Origin of the sequence: Pigmentiphaga sp. YJ18 (assembly GCF_038066655.1) — a bacterium.
GTDB lineage: Bacteria > Pseudomonadota > Gammaproteobacteria > Burkholderiales > Burkholderiaceae_B > Pigmentiphaga.
In genome coordinates this window covers 145,129-169,293 of sequence record NZ_JBBUKU010000005.1, presented here as the reverse complement: position 1 = coordinate 169,293, position 24,165 = coordinate 145,129, and the positions used below count along the sequence as shown (strand labels likewise).

23 protein-coding genes are annotated in these 24,165 nt (G+C 68.2%); 19 read left to right on the top strand and 4 right to left on the bottom strand.

Annotated features, from left to right (window positions below):
- Positions 1-31 precede the first annotated feature (31 nt).
- Positions 32-1,027, top strand: a complete 996-nt coding sequence (gene dmeF, locus WKR98_RS25710; RefSeq protein ID WP_124688772.1) for a CDF family Co(II)/Ni(II) efflux transporter DmeF — start codon at positions 32-34, stop codon at positions 1,025-1,027.
- Here the strand turns inward: dmeF and gudD are convergent.
- Together gudD and WKR98_RS25700 are read right to left on the bottom strand one after the other, a co-directional pair.
- Positions 996-2,345, bottom strand: coding sequence for a glucarate dehydratase (gene gudD, locus WKR98_RS25705; protein ID WP_341435037.1), 1,350 nt, complete (start codon positions 2,343-2,345; stop codon positions 996-998). The genes dmeF and gudD overlap by 32 nt on opposite strands.
- A gap of 22 nt (positions 2,346-2,367) precedes the next feature.
- Positions 2,368-3,339, bottom strand: a complete 972-nt coding sequence (locus tag WKR98_RS25700; RefSeq protein ID WP_341435036.1) for a Bug family tripartite tricarboxylate transporter substrate binding protein — start codon at positions 3,337-3,339, stop codon at positions 2,368-2,370.
- Positions 3,340-3,550: 211 nt separating this feature from the next.
- On the opposite strand from WKR98_RS25700, the gene WKR98_RS25695 reads away from it, so the two are divergent.
- The 4 genes from WKR98_RS25695 to WKR98_RS25680 all read left to right on the top strand — a co-directional run bounded on the left by WKR98_RS25695 (position 3,551) and on the right by WKR98_RS25680 (position 7,029).
- On the top strand, positions 3,551-4,591 hold the full coding sequence (locus WKR98_RS25695; RefSeq protein WP_341435035.1) for a LacI family DNA-binding transcriptional regulator: 1,041 nt from the start codon (positions 3,551-3,553) through the stop codon (positions 4,589-4,591).
- A 58-nt stretch (positions 4,592-4,649) separates the two neighbouring features.
- On the top strand, positions 4,650-5,516 hold the full coding sequence (locus tag WKR98_RS25690; protein ID WP_341435034.1) for a hypothetical protein: 867 nt from the start codon (positions 4,650-4,652) through the stop codon (positions 5,514-5,516).
- Between the two features lie 134 nt (positions 5,517-5,650).
- Positions 5,651-6,799, top strand: a complete 1,149-nt coding sequence (locus WKR98_RS25685; protein ID WP_341435138.1) for a DUF4382 domain-containing protein — start codon at positions 5,651-5,653, stop codon at positions 6,797-6,799.
- A gap of 20 nt (positions 6,800-6,819) precedes the next feature.
- A complete protein-coding gene (locus tag WKR98_RS25680; protein WP_341435033.1) occupies positions 6,820-7,029 on the top strand; it encodes a hypothetical protein in 210 nt (69 codons plus the stop codon).
- Between the two features lie 60 nt (positions 7,030-7,089).
- On the opposite strand, the gene WKR98_RS25675 is transcribed toward WKR98_RS25680, so the two are convergent.
- A complete protein-coding gene (locus WKR98_RS25675; RefSeq protein ID WP_341435032.1) occupies positions 7,090-8,199 on the bottom strand; it encodes an alkene reductase in 1,110 nt (369 codons plus the stop codon).
- Between the two features lie 182 nt (positions 8,200-8,381).
- Here WKR98_RS25675 and WKR98_RS25670 point away from each other — a divergent pair, with 182 nt between their 5' ends.
- From WKR98_RS25670 to WKR98_RS25645, 6 genes are all read left to right on the top strand, one after another.
- Complete coding sequence (locus tag WKR98_RS25670; RefSeq protein ID WP_445936163.1) at positions 8,382-9,563, top strand: HPP family protein; 1,182 nt, start codon at positions 8,382-8,384, stop codon at positions 9,561-9,563.
- Between the two features lie 185 nt (positions 9,564-9,748).
- On the top strand, positions 9,749-11,407 hold the full coding sequence (locus WKR98_RS25665; protein WP_161567752.1) for a putative bifunctional diguanylate cyclase/phosphodiesterase: 1,659 nt from the start codon (positions 9,749-9,751) through the stop codon (positions 11,405-11,407).
- Between the two features lie 20 nt (positions 11,408-11,427).
- Positions 11,428-12,915, top strand: a complete 1,488-nt coding sequence (locus WKR98_RS25660) for an HDOD domain-containing protein (RefSeq protein WP_124688781.1) — start codon at positions 11,428-11,430, stop codon at positions 12,913-12,915.
- Positions 12,912-13,916: a DUF2157 domain-containing protein gene (locus tag WKR98_RS25655; protein ID WP_341435031.1), complete on the top strand. Its 1,005-nt coding sequence runs from the start codon at positions 12,912-12,914 to the stop codon at positions 13,914-13,916. Before WKR98_RS25660 ends, WKR98_RS25655 begins: the two co-directional genes overlap by 4 nt.
- Entirely contained in the window at positions 13,913-14,950 is a 1,038-nt protein-coding gene (locus WKR98_RS25650) for a DUF4401 domain-containing protein (protein WP_341435030.1), read from the top strand. Before WKR98_RS25655 ends, WKR98_RS25650 begins: the two co-directional genes overlap by 4 nt.
- Positions 14,943-15,458: a GDYXXLXY domain-containing protein gene (locus WKR98_RS25645; RefSeq protein WP_124688784.1), complete on the top strand. Its 516-nt coding sequence runs from the start codon at positions 14,943-14,945 to the stop codon at positions 15,456-15,458. The genes WKR98_RS25650 and WKR98_RS25645 overlap by 8 nt, the downstream gene beginning before the upstream one ends.
- A 13-nt stretch (positions 15,459-15,471) precedes the next feature.
- Here the strand turns inward: WKR98_RS25645 and epsC are convergent, their stop codons facing one another.
- Entirely contained in the window at positions 15,472-16,392 is a 921-nt protein-coding gene (gene epsC, locus WKR98_RS25640) for a serine O-acetyltransferase EpsC (protein ID WP_124688785.1), read from the bottom strand.
- A gap of 220 nt (positions 16,393-16,612) precedes the next feature.
- Between epsC and WKR98_RS25635 the strand changes: the two genes are divergently transcribed.
- From WKR98_RS25635 to WKR98_RS25600, 8 genes are all read left to right on the top strand, one after another.
- Positions 16,613-17,764, top strand: a complete 1,152-nt coding sequence (locus WKR98_RS25635) for an ABC transporter substrate-binding protein (protein ID WP_124688786.1) — start codon at positions 16,613-16,615, stop codon at positions 17,762-17,764.
- 240 nt (positions 17,765-18,004) lie between these two features.
- Positions 18,005-18,886 (top strand): branched-chain amino acid ABC transporter permease, encoded by an 882-nt coding sequence (locus WKR98_RS25630; RefSeq protein WP_341435029.1) that lies wholly within the window; start codon positions 18,005-18,007, stop codon positions 18,884-18,886.
- A 15-nt stretch (positions 18,887-18,901) separates the two neighbouring features.
- On the top strand, positions 18,902-19,759 hold the full coding sequence (locus tag WKR98_RS25625) for a branched-chain amino acid ABC transporter permease (RefSeq protein ID WP_341435028.1): 858 nt from the start codon (positions 18,902-18,904) through the stop codon (positions 19,757-19,759).
- 1 nt (position 19,760) lies between these two features.
- The gene (locus tag WKR98_RS25620) at positions 19,761-20,540 is read left to right on the top strand and encodes an ABC transporter ATP-binding protein (RefSeq protein ID WP_341435027.1); all 780 of its coding nucleotides are present in this window, start codon (positions 19,761-19,763) and stop codon (positions 20,538-20,540) included.
- Positions 20,537-21,250, top strand: a complete 714-nt coding sequence (locus WKR98_RS25615) for an ABC transporter ATP-binding protein (protein WP_341435026.1) — start codon at positions 20,537-20,539, stop codon at positions 21,248-21,250. The genes WKR98_RS25620 and WKR98_RS25615 overlap by 4 nt, the downstream gene beginning before the upstream one ends.
- Positions 21,251-21,268: 18 nt before the next feature.
- Positions 21,269-22,213, top strand: coding sequence for a transcriptional regulator GcvA (gene gcvA, locus WKR98_RS25610; protein WP_124688791.1), 945 nt, complete (start codon positions 21,269-21,271; stop codon positions 22,211-22,213).
- An 88-nt stretch (positions 22,214-22,301) separates the two neighbouring features.
- On the top strand, positions 22,302-23,093 hold the full coding sequence (locus tag WKR98_RS25605; protein WP_341435025.1) for a class II aldolase/adducin family protein: 792 nt from the start codon (positions 22,302-22,304) through the stop codon (positions 23,091-23,093).
- Between the two features lie 37 nt (positions 23,094-23,130).
- Positions 23,131-24,120 carry a Bug family tripartite tricarboxylate transporter substrate binding protein gene (locus tag WKR98_RS25600; protein ID WP_341435024.1) on the top strand — a complete coding sequence of 330 codons (990 nt, stop codon included), beginning with the start codon at positions 23,131-23,133 and terminating at the stop codon, positions 24,118-24,120.
- Positions 24,121-24,165: the final 45 nt, after the last annotated feature.

Genomic DNA, 24,165 nt, shown 5'->3' with positions numbered 1-24,165 from the left:
AGTATATAACCACCCCCGCGCAGGCCGCATCATGTCGACATCCGCCACCCCCGAAAATTGGACGCACAGCCACGTCTTCGACGAGGGCAACCCCCTGGCCGAACGCAATACCCGCTGGGCGGTCCTGCTTACCGCGACGATGATGGTGGTCGAGATCCTTGGCGGCTACGTCTTCAATTCGATGGCGTTGCTGGCTGACGGGTGGCACATGAGCTCGCACGCGCTGGCGCTCGGGCTGGCGGTGCTGGCGTACGGCGCGGCGCGGCGTTATGCCCATGACCGGCGCTTCGCTTTCGGAACCTGGAAGATCGAGGTGCTGGGCGGTTACACGAGCGCCTTGTTCCTGGCCGGGGTGGCCGCCCTGATGTTGTACGAGTCCGTGGAGCGGCTGATGGCTCCCACGCCCATCCACTACGATCAGGCGATCGCCATCGCGGCCGTCGGTCTGGCCATCAATCTCGCATGCGCCTGGCTGCTCAAGGACGGGCATCACGGGCATGACCATGGCCACGATCACGACCATGGGCACGACCATGAGCACGGCCATGGACACGCGCACGGCAGCGACCTGAACCTGCGTTCCGCCTATCTGCACGTCGTTGCCGACGCCGCCACTTCCGTACTGGCCATCGTCGCCTTGTTCGGCGGCAAGCTCTGGGGCGCGGCCTGGCTGGATCCCGCCATGGGCATCGTCGGCGCCGGCCTGGTCGCGGTCTGGGCCTATGGCCTGCTGCGTGCCTCGGGCAAGGTTCTGCTCGACGCCGAAATGGATGCGCCGGTAGTGGCCGAGATCCGAGAGGTGATCGAGGCCTGCCCGTTCAAGGCGACGATCACGGATCTCCACGTCTGGCGGGTGGGGAAGGGCAAGTACGCCTGCATCCTGGGGGTCGTGACCGACACGCCGGCCACGCCTTCCCATTTCCGGGAGGCCTTGGCCATCCACGAGGAACTGGTCCACGTCACCGTGGAGGTCAACCGGGCACCCGCTGCGCCGCTCAGCGCACCAGGCACGGCTGCTTGTTGTTGAATCGCCAGCCGGGAATCAGGTATTGCATGGCCATGGCGTCGTTGCGCGCGCCCAGGCCGCGCTGGTTGTAGAGCCGGTGCGCGCGCTCGACCGCGTCCATGTCGAGCGTGATGCCCAGTCCGGGAGCCTGAGGCAGTTCGATGCGGCCGTTGCGGATCTGCAGCGGGTCGCGCGTCAGGTGCTGGCCGTCCTGCCAGATCCAGTGCGTGTCGAGCGCGGTAACCCGGCCCGGCGCGGCCGCGCCGACGTGGGTGAACATCGCCAGCGAGACATCGAAGTGGTTGTTGGAATGCGAGCCCCAGGTCAGGCCGAATGCCTGGCAGGCCTGGGCCACGCGCACCGAGCCCTGCAGGGTCCAGAAGTGCGGATCGGCAAGGGGAATGTCGACCGATTGCAGTGACAGGGCATGCGCCATTTCCCGCCAGTCGGTGGCGACCATGTTGGTGGCCGTGGGCAGGCCGGTTGCGCGGCGGAATTCGGCCATGGTCTCGCGGCCGGAGTACGCGCCTTCGGCACCGCAGGGATCTTCGGCATAGGCCATCACGCCGTGCATGTCGCGGCACAGGCGGATGGCGTCCCGCAGCAGCCAGCCGCCGTTGGGGTCGAGGGTGATGCGGGCCCGGGGGAAGCGTTCGTGCAGGGCGCGGATGGCCTCGATCTCTTCTTCGCCGCGCAGCGCACCGCCCTTGAGCTTGAAGTCCTCGAAGCCGTAGCGCAGGTACGCGGCCTCGGCCAGCCTGACGATGGCCTCGGGCGTGAGCGCCTTTTCGTGCCGCAGGCGCAGCCAGTCGTCCTGTTCCTCCGGCGCGCTGTCGTAAGCAAGCGGGGTCCGCGTGCGGTCGCCCACGTAGAACAGGTAGCCCAGCATCTGCACCGACGTGCGCTGTATCCCTTCGCCCAGCAGCGCGGCCACCGGCACCTCCAGGTGCTGGCCCAGCAGGTCGAGCAGCGCCGACTCGACGGCCGTCACGGCATGGATGGCAATGCGCAGGTCGAAGGTCTGGTTCCCTCGGCCCGCATGGTCGCGGCCGGCGAAGGCGTTGCGCATCCGGTTGAGCGTGTCGGTGTAGCGGCCGATGGAACTGCCGACGATGAAGCCGCGCGCGTCTTCCAGCGTCGCGCGGATGTGCTCGCCGCCGGGGACTTCGCCCACGCCGGTATGGCCGGCGCTGTCCGTCAGGATGACCAGGTTGCGGGTGAAGTAGGGCGCATGGGCGCCGCTGAGGTTGAGCAGCATGGAGTCGCGGCCGGCCACGGGCACCACCCGCATGCGGGTGATGGTGGGCGTGTGTCCGGCGGGCGAGGAAGCAGCAGGCATGATCGTTTCCGGCGTGGTCGCGTTACTGGATGGAGATGTTTCCGGTCTCGATCACTTCCTTCCAGCGCGTGCTTTCCTGCCGCTGGAAGCGCGTGAATTCGTCGCTCGAGTTCGCCACGACTTCCAGGCCGACGTCGGTGAAGGGCTTGCTGACCGCGGGATCCCTGATGGCTTCCGTCAGCGCCGCCGATATCTGGTTGCGCAGGTCGGCCGGCAATCCCTTGGGCGCGACGATGGCCTGCCAGGAATAGACCACCAGGCCGGGCACCGCGGCTTCGGCGAAGGTGGGCACGTCGGGCAGCACCCGCGAGCGGGTGTTGCCCGTGACGGCGATGGCCTTGAGCTTGCCGGCCTTGATGTGCGGCAGGACGGCGTTGACGTTCTGGAACGACATGTCGACCTGGTTGCCCAGCAGGTCGGCGATGGCGGGAGCGCCGCCCTTGTAGGGCACGTGCAGCCCCTTCGTGCCGGTTTTCTGCCAGAACAGCTCGGCGGTCAGGTGGTCGGACGAACCCGCGCCCGATGTGGCGAAACTGACGGCCCCCGGCCGGGACCGGAGCAGCGCGAGGACGTCCTGGACGTTGCCCACCTTGGGCGCCAGCGCGGGGCTGACCACCAGCACATTGGGGGCCTGCACCGCGACGGTGAGGTAGGTGAAGTCCTTGGCTGGGGCGTAGGGCAGGTCCTTCATCAGGTGTTCCGCGACGACCAGCGGCGCCAGCGACGTGACCATCAGCGTGTAGCCGTCCGGTGTCGCGCGGGCGACCTGCGCGGCGCCTATGGTGCCGGTGGCGCCGGCCTTGTTCTCGACCACGAAGGATTGCTTGAGCCGCTCCTGCAGCTTGTTGGCGACGGCGCGCGCCACCGAGTCCGTCGCGCCGCCCGGAGGGAAGGGGACCACCATCGTCACCGGCTTGTCGGGCCAGGCGTGAGCGCTGGCGGAGGCGGCCGCCAGGACTATTCCGAGTATCCATGCACGTGCTTGGGCGTTCATGTCGTCTCCATGTCTTTTTATGGATGTTAACGTTACCAATCGCGGATATCAGCGTCGCCTGTGTTTTGTTAACGTTAACATCCGGATGGGCAGAATGTATGATCACAGGCTGCCGGCGACCATAGGTGGAAACCCAGGCCGCGTCGGCCGCTATCCGCCGGCCCGCCGGGTTAGCCTTCTGTCTCGTTCGCGTTGCTTTTCCCTCCCGCCGATGTCTCTGTCCGACCGCAAGTCCGCCGCCGTACCCGCCCCGACCGCCGAACGGAGCGGCGTGACCGTGCGTGAGGTGGCGAAGGCGGCCGGCGTCTCGATGATCACGGTGTCGCGCGCTATCAATACCCCGCAGCAGGTTTCCCCCGCCACGCTGGAGAAGGTCAATGCCGCCATCGCGGCGCTGGGCTATGTCCCCAACCTGATGGCGGGCGCGCTGAGGCTGTCGCGCAGCCATCTGGTGACGGCGCTCGTGCCGTCGGTGGCGGGATCCCTGTTCGCGGGCATGCTGGCGGCCTTGACCGAGTCGCTCGATGCCCGGGGCTACCAGCTCATGGTCGGGCAGAGCGGCTACGACGTGCCGCGCGAGGACGCGCTGCTGCGGGCCATCATCGGCCGCCGCCCCGACGGCATCGTGCTGACCGGCGTGATGCATTCGCCGCAGGGGCGCCAGTTGCTCCAGGCCTCCGGCATCCCCGTGGTCGAGACCTGGGACACCACGGCCACGCCCATCGACATGCTGTTGAGCGTGTCGCACGAAGAGATCGGGGCGGCCGTCAGCCGCTACCTGTTCGAAGCGGGCAAGACCCGCCAGGCCGTGCTGAGCGGGGACGACGAGCGGGCCCGGCTGCGCGCCGCGAGCTACGTGCGCACGGCGCTCGAACTGGGGCTGCCCGAGCCGGTGGTGCTGTATCTGCCGGCGCCGACCACGCACGCGCAGGGACGCGAGGGCCTGCGCGCGTTGCAGCGCACGGGCAAGGGCATCGACGGCATCTTTTGCACTTCCGACCTCATGGCAGCGGGCGTCGTCACCGAAGCCACGGTGCAGGGCGTGGACGTGCCCGGGCAACTGGCGGTGGTCGGCTTCGGCGACATGGACATCGCCGCGTCGATGTCGCCTTCCATCACCTCGGTGCACGTGGATGGGGCCGCGATCGGCGCCCGGGCCGCAGAAATGATCGCGGCCCGCGCCAGCGGACAACGGCCGGCCGCCCCCGTCGTCGAGATCGGGTTCAGCATCGTGGCGCGCGAGAGCGCCTGACCGGCCCCGGGCGGCCGCCGTCGATTACACTCCCGGCCGATCCGCAATGAAGGTTTGCATGGACATAGAAATCAACGAAGAACTGCGGGCCTACATCGACCCGCTGAGCGAAGACGAGTACGCCGCGCTGGAGGGCAGCCTGCTGGCCGAAGGCTGCCGCGATGCGCTGGTGCTGTGGGGCAACGTGCTGGTCGACGGCCACAACCGCTACGGCATATGCAGGAAGCACGGCATCGAGTTCCGCACCGTGCAGAACACGGCCTTCCAGTCGATGGACGACGTGCGGCTCTGGATGATAGACAACCACCTGGGCCGGCGCAGCATCTCCGACTACCAGCGGGGCGTGCTGGCCCTGCGCAAGAAAGACATCCTGCAGTCCAGGAAGCCTGTCCAGGCGCCGCCTTCCGTGGCCTCCGCGGAAGCGGCCGAGCCCTCGCCCGCGCCGCAGGGCACTGCATCCGCGGAACCGGCCCGGCCGGCCCTGGCGACGCGCGAGGCCGTGGCCCGGGCCGCGCGGCTCAGCACCGCGACGGTGGGCCAGATCGAGCGCATCCAGAAGGCGGCCGCGCCCGAACTCGTGGCGGCGGTCAAGTCGGGAACCATCTCCATCAGCGCGGCGGCGGCGGTCGCCACACTGCCGGCCGAGGAACAGGTCGTGGCGGTGGCCGGCGGCAAGGACGAACTGCGCCGCGCCGCGCGCCAGGTGCGCGAGAAAAAGGCCAGGCCCCGGCAGGACGATGCGGCGCCCGCCGGCGAAGGCGGCGAGGAGCCGGCCGACCTGCCGCCCGAGAGCACGGATGTGGGCGAACTGCAGGGACTGGTGCGCGCGCTCAGGGCCGAGAATGCCGACCTGAAGCGGAAAGTGGCGAACCTGACCGTGGCGCTGAAGGAGGCGCGCGGCGCGAAAGCCGAAAGCGGCATGTAACCGCGGCTTCCCGCCCCATTTACAGAGCTTACATGTAGATTACACGCCCCGAACACCGTCCGCCGTATGCTCGCCCCGCGTTCACGCTTTACCGAAAGGAGGTCATCGTGGCGAACAACAGAATTCCGTATGGCATGCTGGTTCTGGGATGTGCGGGGGCATTGGGATTGGCGGCATGCGGGGGAGGTGACGGTTCGTCCGCTCCCGCCCAGGGCACGCTGCAAGTTTCGATGACCGATGCGCCCGCCTGTGGCTTCGATCATATCTTCGTAACCGTCAGTAAGATCCGTGTGAACGGCAATCCGAATGTCGACGACAACGGCTCGGGCTGGGTCGATATCCCGGTCACGCCGGTCCGGCGGATCGACCTCCTTTCGCTGACCAACGGCGTCATGTCCACGCTGGGCAAGACAGCGCTACCGGCGGGCGACTATCAGCAGATCCGCCTGGTGTTGCAGGCCAACGCCGGCAAGCCCTATGCCAATGCCGTGGTGCAGACCGGCGGCAGCGGGGACGAGATCGCGCTGACCACGCCCAGCGCCTCGCAAAGCGGCTACAAGATCATCCGGCCGTTCACCGTCGCCCCGGATACGCTGACCGACCTCGTGCTGGACTTCGACGCCTGTAAGTCCATCGTCGCGCGTGGCAACGGCGGTTTCAATCTCAAGCCGGTGGTAACCGCGATTCCCATCGTGGTGAGCGGCAAGGTGGTCGGCTATGCACCGGCCGGTTCGCGGGTCTACGCCGAGCGCGGCGGCGAGGTGGTCAAGGGTACCGTGGCCACCAGCGAAGGCGCGTTCACGCTGTCCCCCATCGAGCAGAGCAGCACGACCGGCAACGTCGACGTCGTGGTGGTGCCGCCGGCATCGGCCGCGCGCGGCGTGGGCATCATCCGTTCGGTGCCGGTGGTGGCGGGGGCCAGCACGACGGTCTCCACGGCGACGGCGCCTATCGCTCCGCCGCCGTCGGCCTTCAACACCGTGTCGGGAACCGTGACGCCGTTGAGCGCCGAAGCGTCGCTGCGCGCCTTGCAGACGACGGGCGGGGCGAAGTTCGAAGTGGCCTCCACGTTCGCCAGCCTGACGACCGGCGCCTACGCCATGAGCCTGCCCGCCGCCGCGCCGGTGGCCGGCAACTACCAGACCACGCTGCCCATTCCCCTGGTGCCGGACGCGACCGCGGCGGGGCGCTACACGATAGAGGCCACGACCTCGACGGGCACCGTGAAGTCCTCGTCCGTCGATATCGGTACGGGACCGGCAACGCGGGACTTCGCGTTCTGATCCGTACGCAAGGAGCAATCATGAAATCCATCCTGACTGCCATCGCCGCGGCGACCGTGCTGGGCGGATGCGCGGTGTACACCCCCGGAGGCGCCGTCGTGGCGCCGGCGCCGGGGTACTACTACGATTCGCCGGGGTATTACTACGAGTATCGGCCTGCCTATCGCGGCGGCTACTATCCCGGCCCGCGCTTCTGCCCGCCGGGGCAGGCGAAGAAGGGGCGCTGCTAGCGTGGGTAAGGGGGGGGCGGCGCCATGGGCCCGTCCCCCTCGTTGGGCCGTCCGGCTGGTTCAGGCCAGCGCGGGGTAGTCGATGTACCCCTTTTCCGTACCGCCGTAGAACGTGGTGTTGTCCGGCGCGTTCAGCGGCGCCTGTTCGCGCAGGCGCCGCACCAGGTCCGGGTTGGCGATGAACAGCTTGCCGAAGGCCACGAGATCCGCGGCCCCGCTTTGGACCGCTTGCTCGGCGGTTGCGCGGTCGTAGCCGTTGTTGGTCATCCAGGCGCCCCGGCCGCCGGCCTGGGCGTAGGCCGCCTTCAGCGCGGCGTAGTCGAACGGGGCATCGCCCTGGCGGTAATCGCGGGCACCGCCCGTCGCCCCCTCGATGATGTGGACGTAGGCCAGCCCGTAGCCGGCCAGTTTGCGCACCACGTAGTCGAACAGGGGCTGGGGTTCGGGGTCCGAGGCATCGTTGGCCGGCGTGACGGGCGAGATGCGGATACCGGTGCGGCCGGCCCCGATCTCGTCGGTGATGGCATCCAGCACTTCGGTCAGCAGGCGCGCCCGGTTCTCGATGGAGCCGCCGTAGGCATCGTCGCGGTGGTTGCTGCCCGAACGCAGGAACTGGTCGATCAGGTAGCCGTTGGCGGCGTGCAGTTCGACGCCGTCGAAGCCGGCCTCGATGGCGGCGCGGGCGGCGCGCCGGTAGTCGGCGACGATGCCGGGCAATTCATCGAGCCGCAGCGCGCGAGGCTCGGAGGTCGGGGCGAAGCCGCCTCCGTCCGGTCCGACCAGGTAGGTCTTGGCGTTGGCCCGGATGGCCGAGGGCGCCACCGGCGCGCCGCCGTCCGGTTGCAGCGAGGTGTGCGAGATCCGGCCCACGTGCCAGAGCTGGACGACGATCTTGCCGCCCGCGGCGTGGACCGCGTCGGTCACGCGCCGCCAGCCGGCCAGTTGTTCTTCCGAATACAGCCCGGGCACGTCGGCATAGCCCTGGCCCTGGTGGCTGATGGCGGTGGCTTCCGTGATCAGCAGGCCGGCGCTGGCGCGCTGACGGTAATAGGTGGCCGTGACGGGCAGGGGAACGGCGCGCGGCGACCGGTTGCGGGTCAGCGGGGCCATGACGATGCGGTTGGCGAGCTGGAGATCGCCGACGGTGATGGGGTCGTACAGCGTTGTCATAAGGAATCCTGGCTAGGCGGTGTGCCGAATCATATCGATGGACCTCGAATTTTATATCGTTAAATGACGATATATGCTCATGCCCGTTGTGCCAGAGGGGGCATCCGGCGGCGGGGGCGCCCCGCAATCCGGTACTATGCCCGGCTGGTTTCAGTGTGCCGTGCCGTCGTCGCCGTCGTTCCATGTCCGATCGCTCCCCTTCCTCCCGGGTTTCCGCGCCGCGGCCGGGTTTCTCCATTGCCACCCTGCGCGCCTGGCTGGCGTCCTTCCGGCCGGGCCGCATGCGCATCAATGGACGCGAGCGCCTGCGCATCGTCCTGGGCGCGCTGGCAGGGGTCCTGCTGGCCGCCTGGGCGAGCCGGATGGCCGCCGGCGGCCTGGGGAGCGCCGCCTGGATGGTCGCTCCGCTGGGCGCCAGCGCGGTGCTGGTGTTCGCCTTGCCGGCCAGCCCGCTGGCCCAGCCATGGTCGGTCGTCGGCGGCAACACGCTGTCGGCGCTGGTGGGCATCATCTGCGTCAACCTGATCGGCGATCCCGTCCTGGCGGCCGCGCTGGCGGTGGGCGGCGCCATCGTGGTGATGCTGTCGCTGCGCTGCCTGCATCCCCCGGGCGGTGCCGCCGCCCTGACCGCGGTGCTGGCCCAGGCCGCCGACTACCGCTACGCGCTGTTCCCGGTGCTGGCCAATTCGGTACTGCTGATCATGGCCGGCCTGGCCTACAACAGCCTGACCGGCCGCCGCTATCCTCATGCCCAGGCCAAGCCCGTGCCCGGCCCCCGGTCCCGCTTCACGGCGGCCGACCTGGATGCCGCGCTGGCGCACTACAACCAGGTGCTGGACGTCAGCCCCGACGACCTGGAGAACCTGCTGCACCATGCGGAAATGGCCGCCTACCGGCGCAGCCTGGGCGAGTTGCGCTGCCGCGACATCATGACGCGCACGCCGCTCAGCGCCGTGCAGGACATGCCGCTCAAGGAGGCCTGGGCCTTGATGCGCCAGCATCGCATCAAGGCGCTGCCGGTGATCGACCAGGCCCGCGGCGTGGTGGGCATCGTGACGGTGGCCGATTTCATGCGGCAGCTGGAGATGGACCGGCCCGAAGGGTGGGGCGGGCGGCTGCGCGCGCTGGTCGGCCTAGCGCCGGGCGCGGGTGGGCGTCCCCGGGTCATTTCGCAGATCATGACCCGGCATGTCCGGGTGGTCAGCGCCAGCCGCTACGTGATCGAGCTGATCCCGCTGTTCGCCGACGGCGGCCATCACCACATTCCCGTCATCGACGAGGAGCGCACACTGGCCGGCATCATCACGCAAACCGATCTTGTCAAGGCCCTGTCACGGGCGATTGGAGCCGGAAGAGAGGCCTGATTCGGCGTCTTTTCCGCGGCGAAGCGCATCTCAACTTGGCGGCGGGCCCGCCGTTAATACCGTTGCAAGTACGTTGACCGGAGACAGGCCCACTATCGTCCAGCTGTCCAGGCGTGGTTCCGGGTCTCCCTTGAGCCCGTCCCTCCATGCGACTTGATACCTTAGACCGCGTTTGCGCCGATCCGGTGGCCTCTTTCGAAAGCGCCATCGATTTCTTCGCGCGCATCGACCAGCAGGGCCGGTTCCTGTACATCTCCGAGCCGGGGCTCGCGTTCATCGGCTATCACCGCGAGTACCTGCGCATCGTCACGCTGCGCGACCTGGTCCCGCAGGAAGACGCGCCCCTGCTCGAAGCCTGCCTGCGGCAGGCCCAGCAGACGGGCGAGGTGCAGAAGTGCACGCTGCACCTGATCAAGACGCTGACCTATCCCCGGCTGGTCGAGCTGCGCGTCGCACCCGACGCGATCGAACCCGGACAGTTGCTGGTGGTCGGGCATGACGTGTCGGCCTGGGCCGACAACGAGCAGTGCCTGACCTACGCCATGTACCACGACGTGCTGACCGGGCTCGACAACCTGGCGTCGGCGCGCCACGAGATCGAGCGGGCCAAGCAGGAGGCGCTGGACAAGGGCTATCGCGTGGCCCTGCTGCAGATCGACATCGACGAGTTCCATCGCGTCAACCAGGCCTTCGGCTACGAAGCCGGCGACCGCATCCTGCACGAGACCGCGCTGCGGCTCAAGAGCGCCTGCCACGCCCGGGAATTCGTGGCGCGCTGCTACAGCGACGCCTTCCTGATCCTGTTGCGCGACGTGCCCGACCGCGACTACGTCGAGGAATTCGCCCGCCGTGTCTCCGATGCGATCCAGCTCCCGTATTCGCACGAGGGGCAGACGCTGCAACTGTCGGTGCGCATCGGTGCCGTGCTGTTTCCCGACCGGGCCAACGGTTGCGACCAGTTGCTCTACCACGTGGACGAGGCGCTGGCGCAGGCGGGCCGCAATCGCGGCTACAGCTTCGCCTTCTACGAGCGGCGCGCGGCCGGCAACCGGCCCGACACGCTCAGGCTGGAGTCCGACCTGCACAGCGGCATCCGCAACGGCGAGTTTTCGCTGCACTACCAGCCCATCGTCGAGGCGCGCAACGGCGAAGTGACCGGGATCGAGGCCCTGATGCGCTGGCATCATCCGGTCCTGGGCGCCGTCTCGCCCGAGATATTCATCTCGCTGGCGGAGTCGGCCGGCCTGATCAACTTCCTGGGCGGATGGGCCCTGAAGAATGCCTGCATGCAGCTCATGCAGTGGGACGCGCGCGGCATCCACCTGCAATACGCCAGCGTCAACGTCTCGGCCCAGCAGTTCCGCGACAAGCGTTTCCCCGCGGCGGTGCGCGAGGCGTTCAAGCTGACGGGGCTGGCGCCCCGGCGCATCGTGCTCGAAATTACCGAAAGCGTGCTGATGGAGGATCCGGCCCACGCCAAGACCCTGCTCGAGGAACTGACCGATCTGGGCGTGCGATTCGCCGTGGACGACTTCGGCACCGGCTATTCCAGCCTGGCCTATCTGCAGAGCTTTCCGCTGGCCGCGCTGAAGATCGATCGGCGTTTCATCAGCAATCTGCCTTCCTCGCGCAACGACCAGGCCATCGTCGATGCCATCGTGGGGCTGGCCGGCACGCTGGGCCTGGACCTGGTGGCCGAGGGCGTCGAAACCGAGGCCCAGCGCGACCTGCTGGTGGCCAGCGGCTGCGAATTGATCCAGGGCTGGCTGGTCTGCAAGGCCCTGCCCATCAACGAGCTGGCGCACAAGTTCGAAACCGGCGAGCTGCGGCCGCTGGCGAACTGACGCCGGAACACGGATTTTTCATGCCGGACATCCAACAACGTCACGCGTTGACCCGAAAGCTGTGGTCGCGCATCAACGAGCGCGGCGACTTTCCGCTGCTGTCCGACTCCCTGCGCGCCACCATCTCGGCAATGAAGGGGGACGACCACGACATCACGGCGCTGGCCCAGATCGTGTTGTCGGACTTCACGCTGACGCAGCGCGTCATCCGCCTGGCCAACTCGGCCATGTACATGGCCTTCGGCGGCAACATCACCACGGTGTCCCGCGCGCTGGTCGTGCTCGGCATCGAGGCCGTGGGCCACCTGGTGCTGGGGCTCAAGCTGGTCGACCATTTCCAGCAGTCGCACCTGCAACTGCAGCGGCTGGACGCCAAGCTGGAGCTGAACCGGGCGATGCTGGCCGGCTGCGTGGCGCGCAGGGTATGCGAGGTGCGCGAGCTGCTGACCAGCGAGGAAGCCGTGGTCTGCACGCTGATGCGCCAGCTCGGCAAGCTGCTGTGCATCTTCTATCTCGAGAGCGAGTGGACCCAGATCCGCGAGCATGCCCTGGAGTACCGCCGCACCGAGGACGAAGTGTCGGCCGAGGTGCTGGGCATCAGCTTCGAGGAACTGGCCGAGGACGCCGCCGAGCGTTGGGGACTGCCGGCGGTGATCCGGCGCGGCATGGAGCCCTTCGACCTTGCCGGCCTGCCGGCCGACCAGGACATCGTGCTGGACCACGACCCGTGGCTGCGCGCGGTGGCCAGCTTCTCGGTGCAGATGTCGCGCAGCATGACCATCGCGGGCGGCGACGTCGAGCTGCGCGAGCGCCGGATGCGCGAGACGGTGCAGCGCTATGCGCGCGCGCTGGCGGTCGAGCCCGAGCCGCTGTACGAGATCATGGAGGAACTGACCCGCGAGCGGGCCAGCCAGCGCTTCATCCAGGAAATCGACGACTTGCACGCCGAATCGACGCAGGGCGGTTCGCACAATGCCGAGCGCACGCTGCGCGAAGGCATGCGCGACCTGCGCTCGCTGCCGTCCGAGCACCACCTGGGTCCGGTGCTGGCCATGGCGTCCGAGGCCATGCTGGCGGGCATGCAGTTCTCGCGCACCATCGTTTTCGTGCGCGATCCACGCCGCCATACCTTCGAGGCGCGGCTGGGGTTCGGCCGCGGCATCGAACAGTTACTCCCTCAATTGCGCTTCAATGAGATATTCTCGGTGGACGTCTTCCACCTGGCCATCACCAATTCAGTGGGAATCTTCATCGAGAACGCCTGCGACCCCAAGTTCAGCGTCCACATCCCGCGCTGGTTCCGCGATGCCGTGCCCGATTCGCACGCCTTCGTGCTGCTGCCCGTGCGCGCCGACAAGGACACCGTGGCGCTGATCTACGGCGACTGGAACAGCGCGCAGCTGGCTCGCAAGATCCTTCCCGAGGAAATGGCCGCCCTGAACGAGCTGGCGCGGGAACTGGGCCGATTCTTCGGCCATGCCCGCACGGCGGCTCGCGAAGCGCCTTGAGCGGCGGCCGCGACGCCTTGCATCGCCAGTTGATCGAACTGGCACGGCGAAAGGCGCTGTCGGCCCGGGCGGCGGAGGAGGGGCTGCGGTTGGCGGCGGTGCTGCCCGACGGACCGGCCTGGCGGCGTTTCCTCGAACACGTCTGCGCCTACGGGGGTGCGCTGGCCTGCGCCGCGGGCATCATCTTCCTGGTGGCCTTCAACTGGCGGGAATGGCCGCCCATCGCCAAGTTTTCCCTGTTGCAAGCCCTGCTGGCGGCCGCCGCCGCGGGGGCGTGGCGCCTGGGCACGGCGCGGCCGGCGGGCCGGGTGGCGCTGCTGTTCGCGATGATCCTGTGCGGCGCGCTGCTGGCCTATCTCGGCCAGCACTACCAGACCGGGGCCGACAGCTACCAGTTGTTCCTGGCGTGGGGCCTTGTCATCCTGCCCTGGGTGGCCGCGTCGCGGTCGGCCGCGGCGTGGGCGCTGCTGCTGGTGCTGGCCAACTTGGCGGCCCAGCTTTACGTAGGGCGGTTCTCGCCTTTCCTGCTGGCCGCGCTGGACGGCGGATGGCCACATCCCTGGCTGTTCTGGCTGAACCTGGCCGCCGTCGCGGCGGCCGAAGGGTTGAGCGGCCGGCTGATCGACGGCGGCCGGCTGCGTTTCCTGCCCCGGCTGGCTGGCGTGCTGGTGCTGGCCGCCATCGTCGGCGCGCTGTTCGGCGCGATCCTGGGCGAAGCGCGCGCCGGCGGCATCCTGGCCTGGGCCACGCGGGCCGTGATGGCCTTGGTCCTGGCCGGCGGTTTCCTGTTCTACCAGTGGCGCCGGGACCTGCCCATGCTTACCCTGTGCTGCCTAGCGGCGATCGCGGTCGCGACGGCAGGGCTCGCGCGGCTGCTGGCCGAAGGCGATCCGGGCGAGCTCTCGCTGCTTGTCGTAGGCGGTTTCCTGATCGCGGCCTCGGCCGGCGCCGCCGCCTGGCTGCGGCGTTTGCAGGCCCGGTGGGCGGGAGAGGCGGCATGACCGGCCTGCCGCAGGTCTGGGACGAATTACGCCGGCAGGGGCTGGCCGAGGGCGATGTCCCGCCCGCGATGCCGGCCGAAGCCGCCATGCCCTGGCACGTGCGCCTGATGCTGGGCGTGTGCGGCTGGCTGGGCGGCCTTCTGCTGCTGGTCTTCGCCGGACTGGTCGTGCCGGATCCCTTCGACTCGCACAGCCTGGTGGTGGTGGGCGTGCTGTTGCTGATCGTCGCCCGCATGCTGCTGCACGGCCAGCCGCCCGAACTGCGCGCGCAGTTCGCGCTCAGCCTCTGCCTGGCGGGCTACGGTGCCGTCGCCGTCGCCGGCGCGGCCTGGTTGCCCGTCTGGGGGACTTTCCTGGCGGCAGCGGGACTGGGGCTGGTCCTGGCGGCCGTCATGCCGCATGCGATCGCTCGCTGTTTCGGCGTCCTGGCCTTGCTGCTGGCGGGCGAGGGGTGTTTGCGCGAGCTGGGCTGGCCCAGTCCCGTGCCGGCCATCGCGGCCTGGAGCTGCGCGGCGACCTGGCTGGACGAGACCCGGTGGGCGCATCGTCTGGGACAAATCCAGGCACCGCTGGCCTGGGGCGCGACGCTGGCGCTGTGGGTGCTGGGCCTGGCCGGCGCGCTGCTGCCCGGCATGGACCTGTCGGTGCCGCCCGCCTGGCGTGGCCTGGCCTGGGCGGCGTATTTGCTGGCGGCGTTGCCGCTGGCCTGGGTGGCCTGGCGCCTGTCGGCCCGCGCGCGCCCGGCCGTCCGCGGCTGGGCCGCCGGTACCGCGTGCGTGCTGGTGCTGGCCGGGGCCTGGGTCCCGGGCGTGGCCTTCGGCCTGATGACCGCGCTGCTGGGCCATGCCCGTGCCCGTATTCCGCTCTGGGTAGGCGGGCTGCTGGTGGCGCTGTGGAGCATAGGGTGGTTCTACTACGCGCAGGCCTGGTCCCTGCCGCGCAAGGCGGCGGTGCTGCTGGCGCTGGGGGGCGTGCTGCTGCTGGCCTGGCGCGGCATCGCCCGGTTGGGCGCGCCGGAGGCCGGCCATGAGTGAACGCCTGGTCCGCTGGCTGATCGCCGCCGGGCTGGTCCTGGTGCTGGGCCTGGTCAACGCGTCGATCTGGCGCAATGAATCGCTGCTGGCCAGCGGGACGCTGGTGTCGCTGGAGCTGGCGCCGGTCGACCCCCGGTCGCTGATGCAAGGCGACTACATGGCGCTGGACTGGGCGGTCGCGCGCGAGCTGCGCCAGCGCCTGGGCCAGGACTTGCCCGCTTCGGGAACACTCGTGGTCCGGCGCGAGGCCGGCTCCAGCCGCGCCGGACTGGTCAGGCTGGACGACGGCGCGCCGTTGGCCGAGCGCGAACACCGGCTGGCCTATACCGTGCGAGACGGGCGGGTCAGGATCGTGACCGACGCCTATTTCTTCCAGGAAGGGCGCGCCGCGGACTTCGAACGTGCCCGCTACGGCGCGCTGCGCGTAGGCGAGGACGGCCGCGCGCTGCTGGTCGGCCTGCAGGACGCCGACCTGGGCTGGCTGGGCCCTCGCGGCAAGCAGCCGTAAGGGCCCGGCGGCGTCAGTCTTCCTGGTTCTTGGCCTGGTTGACGTTGGTGTCGGCGGGCACGCTCTGGGTCAGCCAGACGTTGCCGCCGACCGTCGAGCCCCGGCCGATGGTGATGCGGCCCAGGATGGTCGCGCCGGCGTAGATGACCACGTCGTCTTCCACGATGGGGTGGCGGGCGATGCCCTTGGTCAGCTTGCCGTCGGGGTCGGCGGGGAAGCGCTTGGCGCCCAGCGTGACGGCCTGGTACAGGCGCACGCGTTCGCCGATGATCGTGGTCTCGCCGATCACCACGCCCGTGCCGTGGTCGATGAAGAAGCTGGCGCCGATCTGAGCGGCCGGGTGGATGTCGATGCCGGTGGCCGAGTGGGCGATGTCCGAGATCAGCCGCGCCAGGAAGGGCGCGCCCAGCTTGTGGATGGCATGGGCCAGCCGGTAATGGATGATGGCCTTGATGCCGGGGTAGGACAGCAGGATTTCGGAAATGCTGGTGGCCGCCGGATCGCCCTGGTAGGCCGCGTGCAGGTCGCTGACCAGGACGGCGCGAATGGCCGGCAATTGCGCGGCGAAGCGTCGGGTGAGCTCGACCGCCTTGCCTGCCAGGTTCTGCTTGTCGTGGGTGTCCGGCGCTTCCGAGAAATACAGCGCGCGGCGAACCTGTTCACAGAGCAGGTTGAGCGTGGCGTTCAGCGTGTTGCCGACGAAATAGTCGATGCTGTCGTCGGTCAGCTTGCAGCGCCCGTAATGCGTGGGGAAGAGCGCGGCCGACAGGCCGTCCAGCACGGTGACCAGGGCCTCGCGCGAGGGCAGCTCGCGCACCCGGTCCAGGTAGCGGATCTTGTGCTCGATCTCGCGCGAGGTGCGCAGCTGCTCGACGATGTCGGCCAGGTGCCACTCGGGAGCGATGTCCGGGGACGGCGTGTGCGGTAGGTTCATGACGGAAAAATAGGTTGCGTGGGCAATGTCCCCAAGCATAGTCGAAGCGGCTTTCCCCGCTAGGGGAAACCCTTTCGACTCGTCTGGTATGGCCCGAAACGGTAGAATATCGCCCCAAGTCGCCCGCGCATGGGCCCCGCGCCGGCTCGCGCCGCAGGAGTCCGGGCACCAGCCCAGGCACAAACCCAGGCGCAAACGCGACACCTATAGGGACACTCACATGAACCGCATTTTCAGTCAATCGCTGGTGGCAGCGGCCGCCCTCGGCGCCGCTGCGTTCGCCCAGGCCGCCGACGTCAAGATCGGCCTCGCGGCCGCCCTGTCCGGCGGTGCCGGCCAGTACGGCGCCGCCATCCGCAACGGCTTCCAGTTGGCCGCCGACGAACTCAACGCCGCGGGCGGCGTCAACGGCAACACCATCAAGCTGGTCATCGAAGACGAACAGGGCAAGAAAGAAGAAGCCATCAACGTCTTCAAGAAGCTGGTGTTCCAGGACAAGGTCGTGCTGATCTTCGGCCCGACGCTGTCCAACTCGGCCCAGGCCGCCGACCCGATCGCGCAGGCTGCCAAGACCCCGGTGTTCGGCACCTCCAACACCGCGGACGGCATCACCTCCATCGGCAACTACGTCTTCCGCAACTCGGTCACCGAGGCCGACGTGCTGCCCGAGACCATCCGCGTCGCCGCCAAGCACAACGGCATCAAGAAAGTCGCGGTGTTCTACGGCAACGACGACGTCTTCACCAAGAGCGGCTACGACAACTTCAAGAAGGCCCTGGCAGACCTGAAGATCCCGGTCACCACGACCGAGACCTTCGCCAAGGGCGACGTCGATTTCAAGGCCCAACTGACCAAGATCAAGGCCACCAATCCCGACGCCGTGGTGCTGTCGGCGCTGATCGCCGAAGGCGGTCCCATCATGGTGCAGGCGCGCCAGCTGGGCCTGAACGTGCCCTTCATCGGCGGCAACGGCATGAATTCGGTCAAGGTGTTCGACCTGGCCAAGGAGCGGGCCGACGGCCTGTGGGTCGGCAGCCCCTGGTCCATCGAGAACGGCACCCCCGAGAACACCAAGTTCATCGCCGCCTACAAGGCGAAGTACAATGTGGCCCCCGACCAGTTCGCCGCCCAGGCCTACGACGCGATGCACATCGTGGCCGAAGCCCTGAAGAAGGTGAAGCTGTCGGGCAACCTGCAGGCCGACCGCACCGCCCTCCAGGCGGCGCTGCCCGCGGTGAAGATCACCGGCGCGACCGGTGCCTTCCAGTTCCGCCAGGCCAAGGGTGTCGCCGGCAAGCCCGGCGGCTACGATGCGGTCCAGACCCCCATCGTGATGGTTACCCGCGGTGGCCGCTACGTCATCGAGAAATAAGCGGTACCCGCGGAACCCGCCGGCCTCGCGCCGGCGATCCGAAAAGGGCGCGGGACTCCCGCGCCCTTTGTAATAGCAAAGTAGGGCTCGTGCCCATTTTCCATTGGTAATCTTGCTGCTTCGCTCCTGTATCCGGCCCTGGCAAAAAATAGGCCGCCCGATCCAGGGCGCCGAGGATCCGGCTCCGCCGGTCCTCCAGCGCCGCCCCCCGGGGGGCGCGCGAAGCGCGTAGGGGGGGGCATGTTCCAACAGCAACTCGTCAACGCACTATCGCTGGGATGCGTTTACGCTCTGTTCGCGCTCGGCTTCACGCTGGTATTCGGCGTGCTGGGCGTCATCAATCTTTCGCACGGCGCCGTGTTCATGGTGGGCGCCTACGTGGCGCTGCAGCTGATCACCCAGTTCGACCTGCCCCTGTGGGCCGGCCTGGCCGCCGCGGCGGTGGGCAGCGGCATCGTCGGCATCCTGATCGACGTGCTCGTCCTGAAGCGCCTGCGCAAGCGCAACGCGCCCCACCTCATACCCATGATCGCCACCATAGGCGTGGCCATCGCGCTCAACAGCGGCATGCAGGGCATCTACGGCGCCGCCAACATGCGCTTCCCGTCCGGCCTGGTGCCCGACGACGCCATCGAGATCGCCGGGCTGCACATGACCGTGATCGAGCTCGTCATCATCTTCCTGTCGTTCGCGCTCATGGCCGCGCTGATGGTCGTCATGAAGCGGACCCAGCTGGGCAGGGGGCTGCGCGCCATCGCCGAATCGCCCAAGGCGGCCTCGCTGCTGGGCATCAACGTCGAGGGGCTGTTCATGCTGACGTCCTTCGCCGCGGCCGCCCTGGGCGGCGTGGCCGGCGTGCTGATCGGCCTCTATTCCAACGCGGTGTTCCCGCTGATGGGCCAGCCCATGCTGCACAAGGGCATCGCCGTCATCATCCTGGGCGGCATGGGCGACATCCGCGGCGCCATGATAGGCGGCCTGTTCCTGGGCTTCGCGGAGGTGCTGTCGGTGGCCTACATCGGCTCCACCATGCGCGACGCCGTGGCCTTCGGCCTCCTGTTCCTGATCCTGCTCGTTCGCCCGCAGGGCTTGTTCGGCAAGGTGCTGGAACGCAAGGCATAAGGACGCAGACAAGAAATGGAATGGTTCGATAACTTCTGGTCGATCTACAGCAACCTGGTGCTGACCCTGGGCACCAACGCCTTGCTGGCGCTGTCGATCTACCTGACGCTTTCGTGCGGCATGCTGGCCATGGCCAATGCCGCTTTCATGGGGATAGGCGCCTACACCGCGTCCATCCTGACGATGAACTTCGAGATGTCCTTCCCCGTGGCGCTGCTGGGCGGCATGGCCGCGCCCATGCTGGTGGCCTTCGTCATCGGCAAGCCCACGCTGCGCCTGTCCGGGGTCTACCTGGCCATGGCCACGCTGGGCTTCGGCGAGGTGGTCCGGGTCGTGATCCTGAACACGGAATCGTGGACGGGCGGCGCGCTGGGCCTGAACGGCATCCCCCAGCTGACGCAGTGGTGGCACATCGCGCTGGCCGTGGTGCTGGCGCTGGCCGTGCTGTTCCGGCTGCTGCGCTCGAAGGTCGGCCGCGCGTTCGAGGCCATCAAGGAGGACGAAACCGCCGCCGGGCTGATGGGCATCGACGTCAACAACACCAAGATGCTGGCCTTCGTCCTGGGGGCGCTGCTGGCGGGGCTCGCGGGCGCGCTGAACGCCCACCTGACGTTCTTCATCGGTCCCAACGAATACGGCTTCGACCGGGGCGTCGAGATCCTGACCATGACCATCCTGGGCGGCATCAGCAGCCTGGCCGGGCCGGTGGCCGGCGCCGTGATCCTGACGCTGCTGCCCGAGACGCTGCGCGCGTTCAACGATTTCCGGCTGGTCATCAACGGCGTGATCCTGGTCCTGATCGTGCTGTTCCTGCCCAAGGGCATCTGGGATCCGGCGCTGCTGCGCAGCTGGTTCCGCCGGCGGAGCCACTGACATGCTGAAACTACAATCCATCTCCAAGAGCTTCGGCGGATTGCACGTACTGCAGGACGTCAACATCGAGGTTCCGCAAGGGACGATCTTCGGACTGATCGGCCCCAACGGCGCGGGCAAGACGACGGTGTTCAACCTGATCACCGGCCTGCTCGAACCCACGGGCGGCTCGCTCACCTTCGACGGCCAGGATCTCGTGGGCGCCAAGCCGCACCAGATCACTCGGCGCGGCATCGCCCGCACGTTCCAGAACATCCGCATTTTCAAGGAAATGTCGCTGCTCGAGAACGTGGTGGTCGGCATGCACCGCCACCTGGACTACGGTCCGGCCGGCCTGCTGCTGGCGCTGCCCGGGTTCCGCGCCCAGGAGCGCCGCGCGCGCGAACGGGCGCTCGAGCTGCTCTCCTGGGTCAAGCTGGAGCACAAGGCGCACCAGACCGCCGACAACCTGTCCTACGGCGACCAGCGCAAGCTGGAACTGGCCCGCGCGCTGGCGACCGAGCCTAAGCTGCTGCTGCTGGACGAACCCGTGGCGGGCATGAACACCGGCGAGAAAGTGGACCTGATGGCCGAGATCGAGAACATCAAGGCGCGGGGCTACACCATCTTCATGATCGAGCACGACATGCGCTTCGTGATGGGCCTGTGCGACCGCATCGCGGTGCTGAATTTCGGGCGGATCATTGCCGAGGGCCTGCCCGAGGAAATCCGCAACAACCCGATGGTGATCGAGGCCTACCTGGGACGCGAGGACGACGTGGCGGACGAGGTGCACGCATGAATCCGCTGCTGAAAGTCGACGGCCTGAAGGTTTCCTACGGCCACATCGCCGCGGTCAAGGGCGTCGACCTCGAACTGCGCGAGGGCGAGATCACGACGCTGGTCGGCGCCAACGGCGCGGGCAAGTCCACCACGCTGCTGGCCCTGTCGGGGCTGATTCCCAAGGAAGCGGGCACGGTCACGTTCCAGGGCGAGGACATCTCGCGCCTGGCGCCGCATCGTATCGTCTCCCGGGGCATCGTGCAGGTCGCCGAGGGCCGTGCCATCCTGACCACGATGACGGTGCGCGAGAACCTCGAGCTGGGCGCCTATACCCGGCGCGACAAGGGCGGGATCGGTGCCGACCTGGAGCGCGTGTTCGAACTCTTCCCCCGGCTCAAGGAGCGCCTGAACGGCATGGCGGGCAACCTGTCGGGCGGCGAGCAGCAGATGCTGGCGATCGGGCGGGCGCTGATGGCCAAGCCCCGGCTGCTGCTGCTGGACGAGCCGTCCATGGGGCTGGCGCCCATCATCGTGCAGGAGATCTTCCGCATCCTGCGCGAGATCAATCGGCAGGGGCTGACGATTTTCCTGGTCGAGCAGAACGTGCGGCAGGCGCTCAAGATCGCCCATCGTGGCTACGTGCTCGAGACGGGCGGCATCGCACTGTCCGGCTCCGGCAAGGAACTGCTGGGCGACCGCCGCCTGGTGGAAGCCTATCTGGGCGGCTGAGGCCCGTCCGGTCATACCGTGAAGCTGCCCCTGCCTCCGATGAAGTCGCTGCGGGCCTTCGAGGCCGCGGCGCGGCTGATGAGCTTCACGGCGGCCGCCGACGAACTCTGCGTCACGCAGGTGGCGGTCAGCCGCCAGGTCCGCGGCCTGGAGGATTTCCTGGGCGTGGAGCTGTTCGACCGGCGCGGGCAGTCGATCGCGCTGACCAAGGCGGGCAGCCGCTATTATCCCGCGGTGCGCCGGGCGCTCAACGACCTGGGGTTCGCGACCTCGCAGCTCAGCCGGCGCGGGCAGCCGCAGGTGCTGTCCATCCTGGCCTACAACACGTTCGCGCAGTGCTGGCTGATTCCCATGCTGCCGGCTTTCCACGAGCAGCACCCCTCGGTGGAGATCCGGCTGTCGGCGTCCTCGGCCCTGGTCGATTTCAATCACCAGGATTTCGACGCCGCCATCCGTTTCGGGGTACCCGATATTCCGGGAATCGAAGTCGACATGCTGGCGCCGATCGAACTCGTGCCGGTCATGAGTCCGGATCTCCTGGCGCAGGCCGGCGGGACGCCGGACGTGTCGGCCATGCTCGAGCTGCCGCTATTGCATTCGCTTGCCCGTCCGGGTGACTGGGAGGGCTGGTTCCGCCACGCGGGGCTGGCCAGCGACCATGCCGGCCGGGGCCACAAGTTCGAGAGTTCGCTGATGGCCTACGAGGCGGCGATACGCGGCCTGGGCGTGGCGCTGGGTGTCCGCATCCTGGTCGAGGGCTATCTGGCGTCGGGGCAGCTCGTCGCGCCGTTCGACACCTCTTATCGGCCCGCGGGCGGCTATTTCCTCGTGCATCCCAAGGACCGCGCCCCCACCGCCGCGTTCCGGGCGTTCCGCCGATGGCTGCTGTCCGAGCTGGGCTCGCGCGCCGACGACGTGATGGACGAGCCGCCGCCGCCCCCCTCGGCCAACCCTACAAAATAGTTGGCCTGATCCGCCGGAAAAGTCATTTCCCCTTCGCCTGGCGTATGCGCAGAATGCACGGCACGACTTTGCGCAGGAGGAATCGACGATGGCTGAACTGGCGGACCTGGGTATCGCATCCATGCGGTCCCGATGTTCCGACGCCGAATGGGAGGCTCGGGTCAATCTGGCGGCATGCTACCGCCTGGTCGAGTTCTACGGGATGGCCGACATGGCCGCCAACCATATCTCGGCCCGGGTGCCCGGCGAGGAAAACGCATTCCTGATCAACGCCTACGGGTTGCTGTACGAGGAAATCACCGCGTCCAGCCTGATCAAGATCAACGCCGACGGCGAAGTCCTGAGCGCGCCCGATTTCGGACCGGACCTGAAGTACGGCGTCAACCGCGCGGGTTTCGTCATCCACAGCGCGATCCACCAGGCCAGGCACGAACTGTCGTGCGTCATCCATACGCACACCTGGCCCGGGATGGCCGTGTCGGCGCTCGAGTGCGGCCTGCTGCCGCTGGCGCAGACATCGATGCGCTTCGTCAACATCAGCTACCACGACTACCAGGGCGTGGTGCTGGACGAGGCGGAGCAGGCTTCCCTGGTGGCCGACCTGGGCGACAACAACGCCATGATCCTGAGGAACCACGGATTGCTGACCGTCGGGCGGACGATACCCGAGGCATTCAACGCCATGCATCGCCTGGAACTGTCCTGCAAGCTGCAACTGGCGGCCATGGCCTGCAACAGTCCGCTGAACCCCGTTCCCCAGGACGTCCTGGACAAGACCTACATGAACTACCAGCCGCAGACCCGGCGGCCGTACGGCGTCATGGAATGGCCCGCGCTGCTGCGCAAGCTGGACCGGATCGATCCGAGCTACCGGCTATAGCCCCACGGCAGAACAGAATCAAGACAACGGAGACATCATGACTTTCCTGGCATCCCCCTGGCGCATGGGCCTCGGCGCCGCGTGCATGGCAATCGCCGGGCCGCTGCTGGCCGGACAGGCCCTGGCGGCTTCCTTTCCCGAGCGGCCGCTCAAGCTCGTCGTCCCCTTTCCGCCCGGCGGCGGGACGGACCTGGTCGGCCGCATCGTTGCCGAGAAGATGGGCGAGTACTTCGGCAAGCCGGTCATCGTCGAGAACCGGCCGGGCGGCGGTACGGTCATCGGCACCGACTACGTGGCCAAGAGTCCGCCCGACGGCTATGCCATCGTGATGGGGACCTTCGCCTACGCGGTCAATCCCAGCCTGCAGCAGAAGCTGCCGTATTCCAACGAGACCTCGCTGATGTCCGCCGGCATGGTGGCCAAGGCGCCGAACGTGCTGGTGGTGAATCCGCAGCGTCCCTACAAGACGGTGGCCGAGCTGATCGCCTACGCGAAGGCCAATCCCGGGAAGATCAACTATGGGTCCAACGGCAACGGGACGTCCGCGCACCTGGCGGGCGCGCTGTTCGCGACGCTGTCCGGAACGGAACTGACGCACGTGCCCTACAAGGGTGCGGCGCCGGCGCTGAACGATCTGATCGGCGGGCAGATCGACGTCATCTTCTCGACCATTCCCGGCGCCCTGAGCTACATCAAGGCGGGCAAGCTGCGGGCGCTGGCGGTAACCTCGGCCGACCGGTCGGCGGTGCTGCCGGACCTGCCCACCGTGGCCGAGGCAGGGGTGGCGGGGTACGACGCCCAGGCCTGGTACGGCTTTCTCGTCCCGGCCGGTACGCCGGCACCGGTCGTCGACAGCCTGAACCGGGCGATCAACCAGGCGGCCGAGACGCCGGTGTTCCAGCGCCTGGTGAAAGAGGAGGGCCTGATCAAGGTGACCGGCGATCCGGCGTCGATGGACCGCTACGTACGCGCCGAGGAGAGCCGCTGGCGCAAGATCATCCAGGACGCCGGCCTGCAACCGAACTGAGGCCCGCGCCCCGGCAAAAGCACGATATCCTCCGCTCTTTGGCGT

Bases quoted from the DNA above. Each gene is read 5' to 3' on its own strand.
- dmeF (WP_124688772.1), top strand. From the start codon at position 32: ATGTCGACATCCGCCACCCCCGAAAATTGGACGCACAGCCACGTCTTC.
- gudD (WP_341435037.1), bottom strand. From the start codon at position 2,345: ATGCCTGCTGCTTCCTCGCCCGCCGGACACACGCCCACCATCACCCGC.
- WKR98_RS25700 (WP_341435036.1), bottom strand. From the start codon at position 3,339: ATGAACGCCCAAGCACGTGCATGGATACTCGGAATAGTCCTGGCGGCC.
- WKR98_RS25695 (WP_341435035.1), top strand. From the start codon at position 3,551: ATGTCTCTGTCCGACCGCAAGTCCGCCGCCGTACCCGCCCCGACCGCC.
- WKR98_RS25690 (WP_341435034.1), top strand. From the start codon at position 4,650: ATGGACATAGAAATCAACGAAGAACTGCGGGCCTACATCGACCCGCTG.
- WKR98_RS25685 (WP_341435138.1), top strand. From the start codon at position 5,651: ATGCTGGTTCTGGGATGTGCGGGGGCATTGGGATTGGCGGCATGCGGG.
- WKR98_RS25680 (WP_341435033.1), top strand. From the start codon at position 6,820: ATGAAATCCATCCTGACTGCCATCGCCGCGGCGACCGTGCTGGGCGGA.
- WKR98_RS25675 (WP_341435032.1), bottom strand. From the start codon at position 8,199: ATGACAACGCTGTACGACCCCATCACCGTCGGCGATCTCCAGCTCGCC.
- WKR98_RS25670 (WP_445936163.1), top strand. From the start codon at position 8,382: ATGTCCGATCGCTCCCCTTCCTCCCGGGTTTCCGCGCCGCGGCCGGGT.
- WKR98_RS25660 (WP_124688781.1), top strand. From the start codon at position 11,428: ATGCCGGACATCCAACAACGTCACGCGTTGACCCGAAAGCTGTGGTCG.
- WKR98_RS25650 (WP_341435030.1), top strand. From the start codon at position 13,913: ATGACCGGCCTGCCGCAGGTCTGGGACGAATTACGCCGGCAGGGGCTG.
- WKR98_RS25645 (WP_124688784.1), top strand. From the start codon at position 14,943: ATGAGTGAACGCCTGGTCCGCTGGCTGATCGCCGCCGGGCTGGTCCTG.
- epsC (WP_124688785.1), bottom strand. From the start codon at position 16,392: ATGAACCTACCGCACACGCCGTCCCCGGACATCGCTCCCGAGTGGCAC.
- WKR98_RS25635 (WP_124688786.1), top strand. From the start codon at position 16,613: ATGAACCGCATTTTCAGTCAATCGCTGGTGGCAGCGGCCGCCCTCGGC.
- WKR98_RS25630 (WP_341435029.1), top strand. From the start codon at position 18,005: ATGTTCCAACAGCAACTCGTCAACGCACTATCGCTGGGATGCGTTTAC.
- WKR98_RS25625 (WP_341435028.1), top strand. From the start codon at position 18,902: ATGGAATGGTTCGATAACTTCTGGTCGATCTACAGCAACCTGGTGCTG.
- WKR98_RS25620 (WP_341435027.1), top strand. From the start codon at position 19,761: ATGCTGAAACTACAATCCATCTCCAAGAGCTTCGGCGGATTGCACGTA.
- WKR98_RS25615 (WP_341435026.1), top strand. From the start codon at position 20,537: ATGAATCCGCTGCTGAAAGTCGACGGCCTGAAGGTTTCCTACGGCCAC.
- WKR98_RS25605 (WP_341435025.1), top strand. From the start codon at position 22,302: ATGGCTGAACTGGCGGACCTGGGTATCGCATCCATGCGGTCCCGATGT.
- WKR98_RS25600 (WP_341435024.1), top strand. From the start codon at position 23,131: ATGACTTTCCTGGCATCCCCCTGGCGCATGGGCCTCGGCGCCGCGTGC.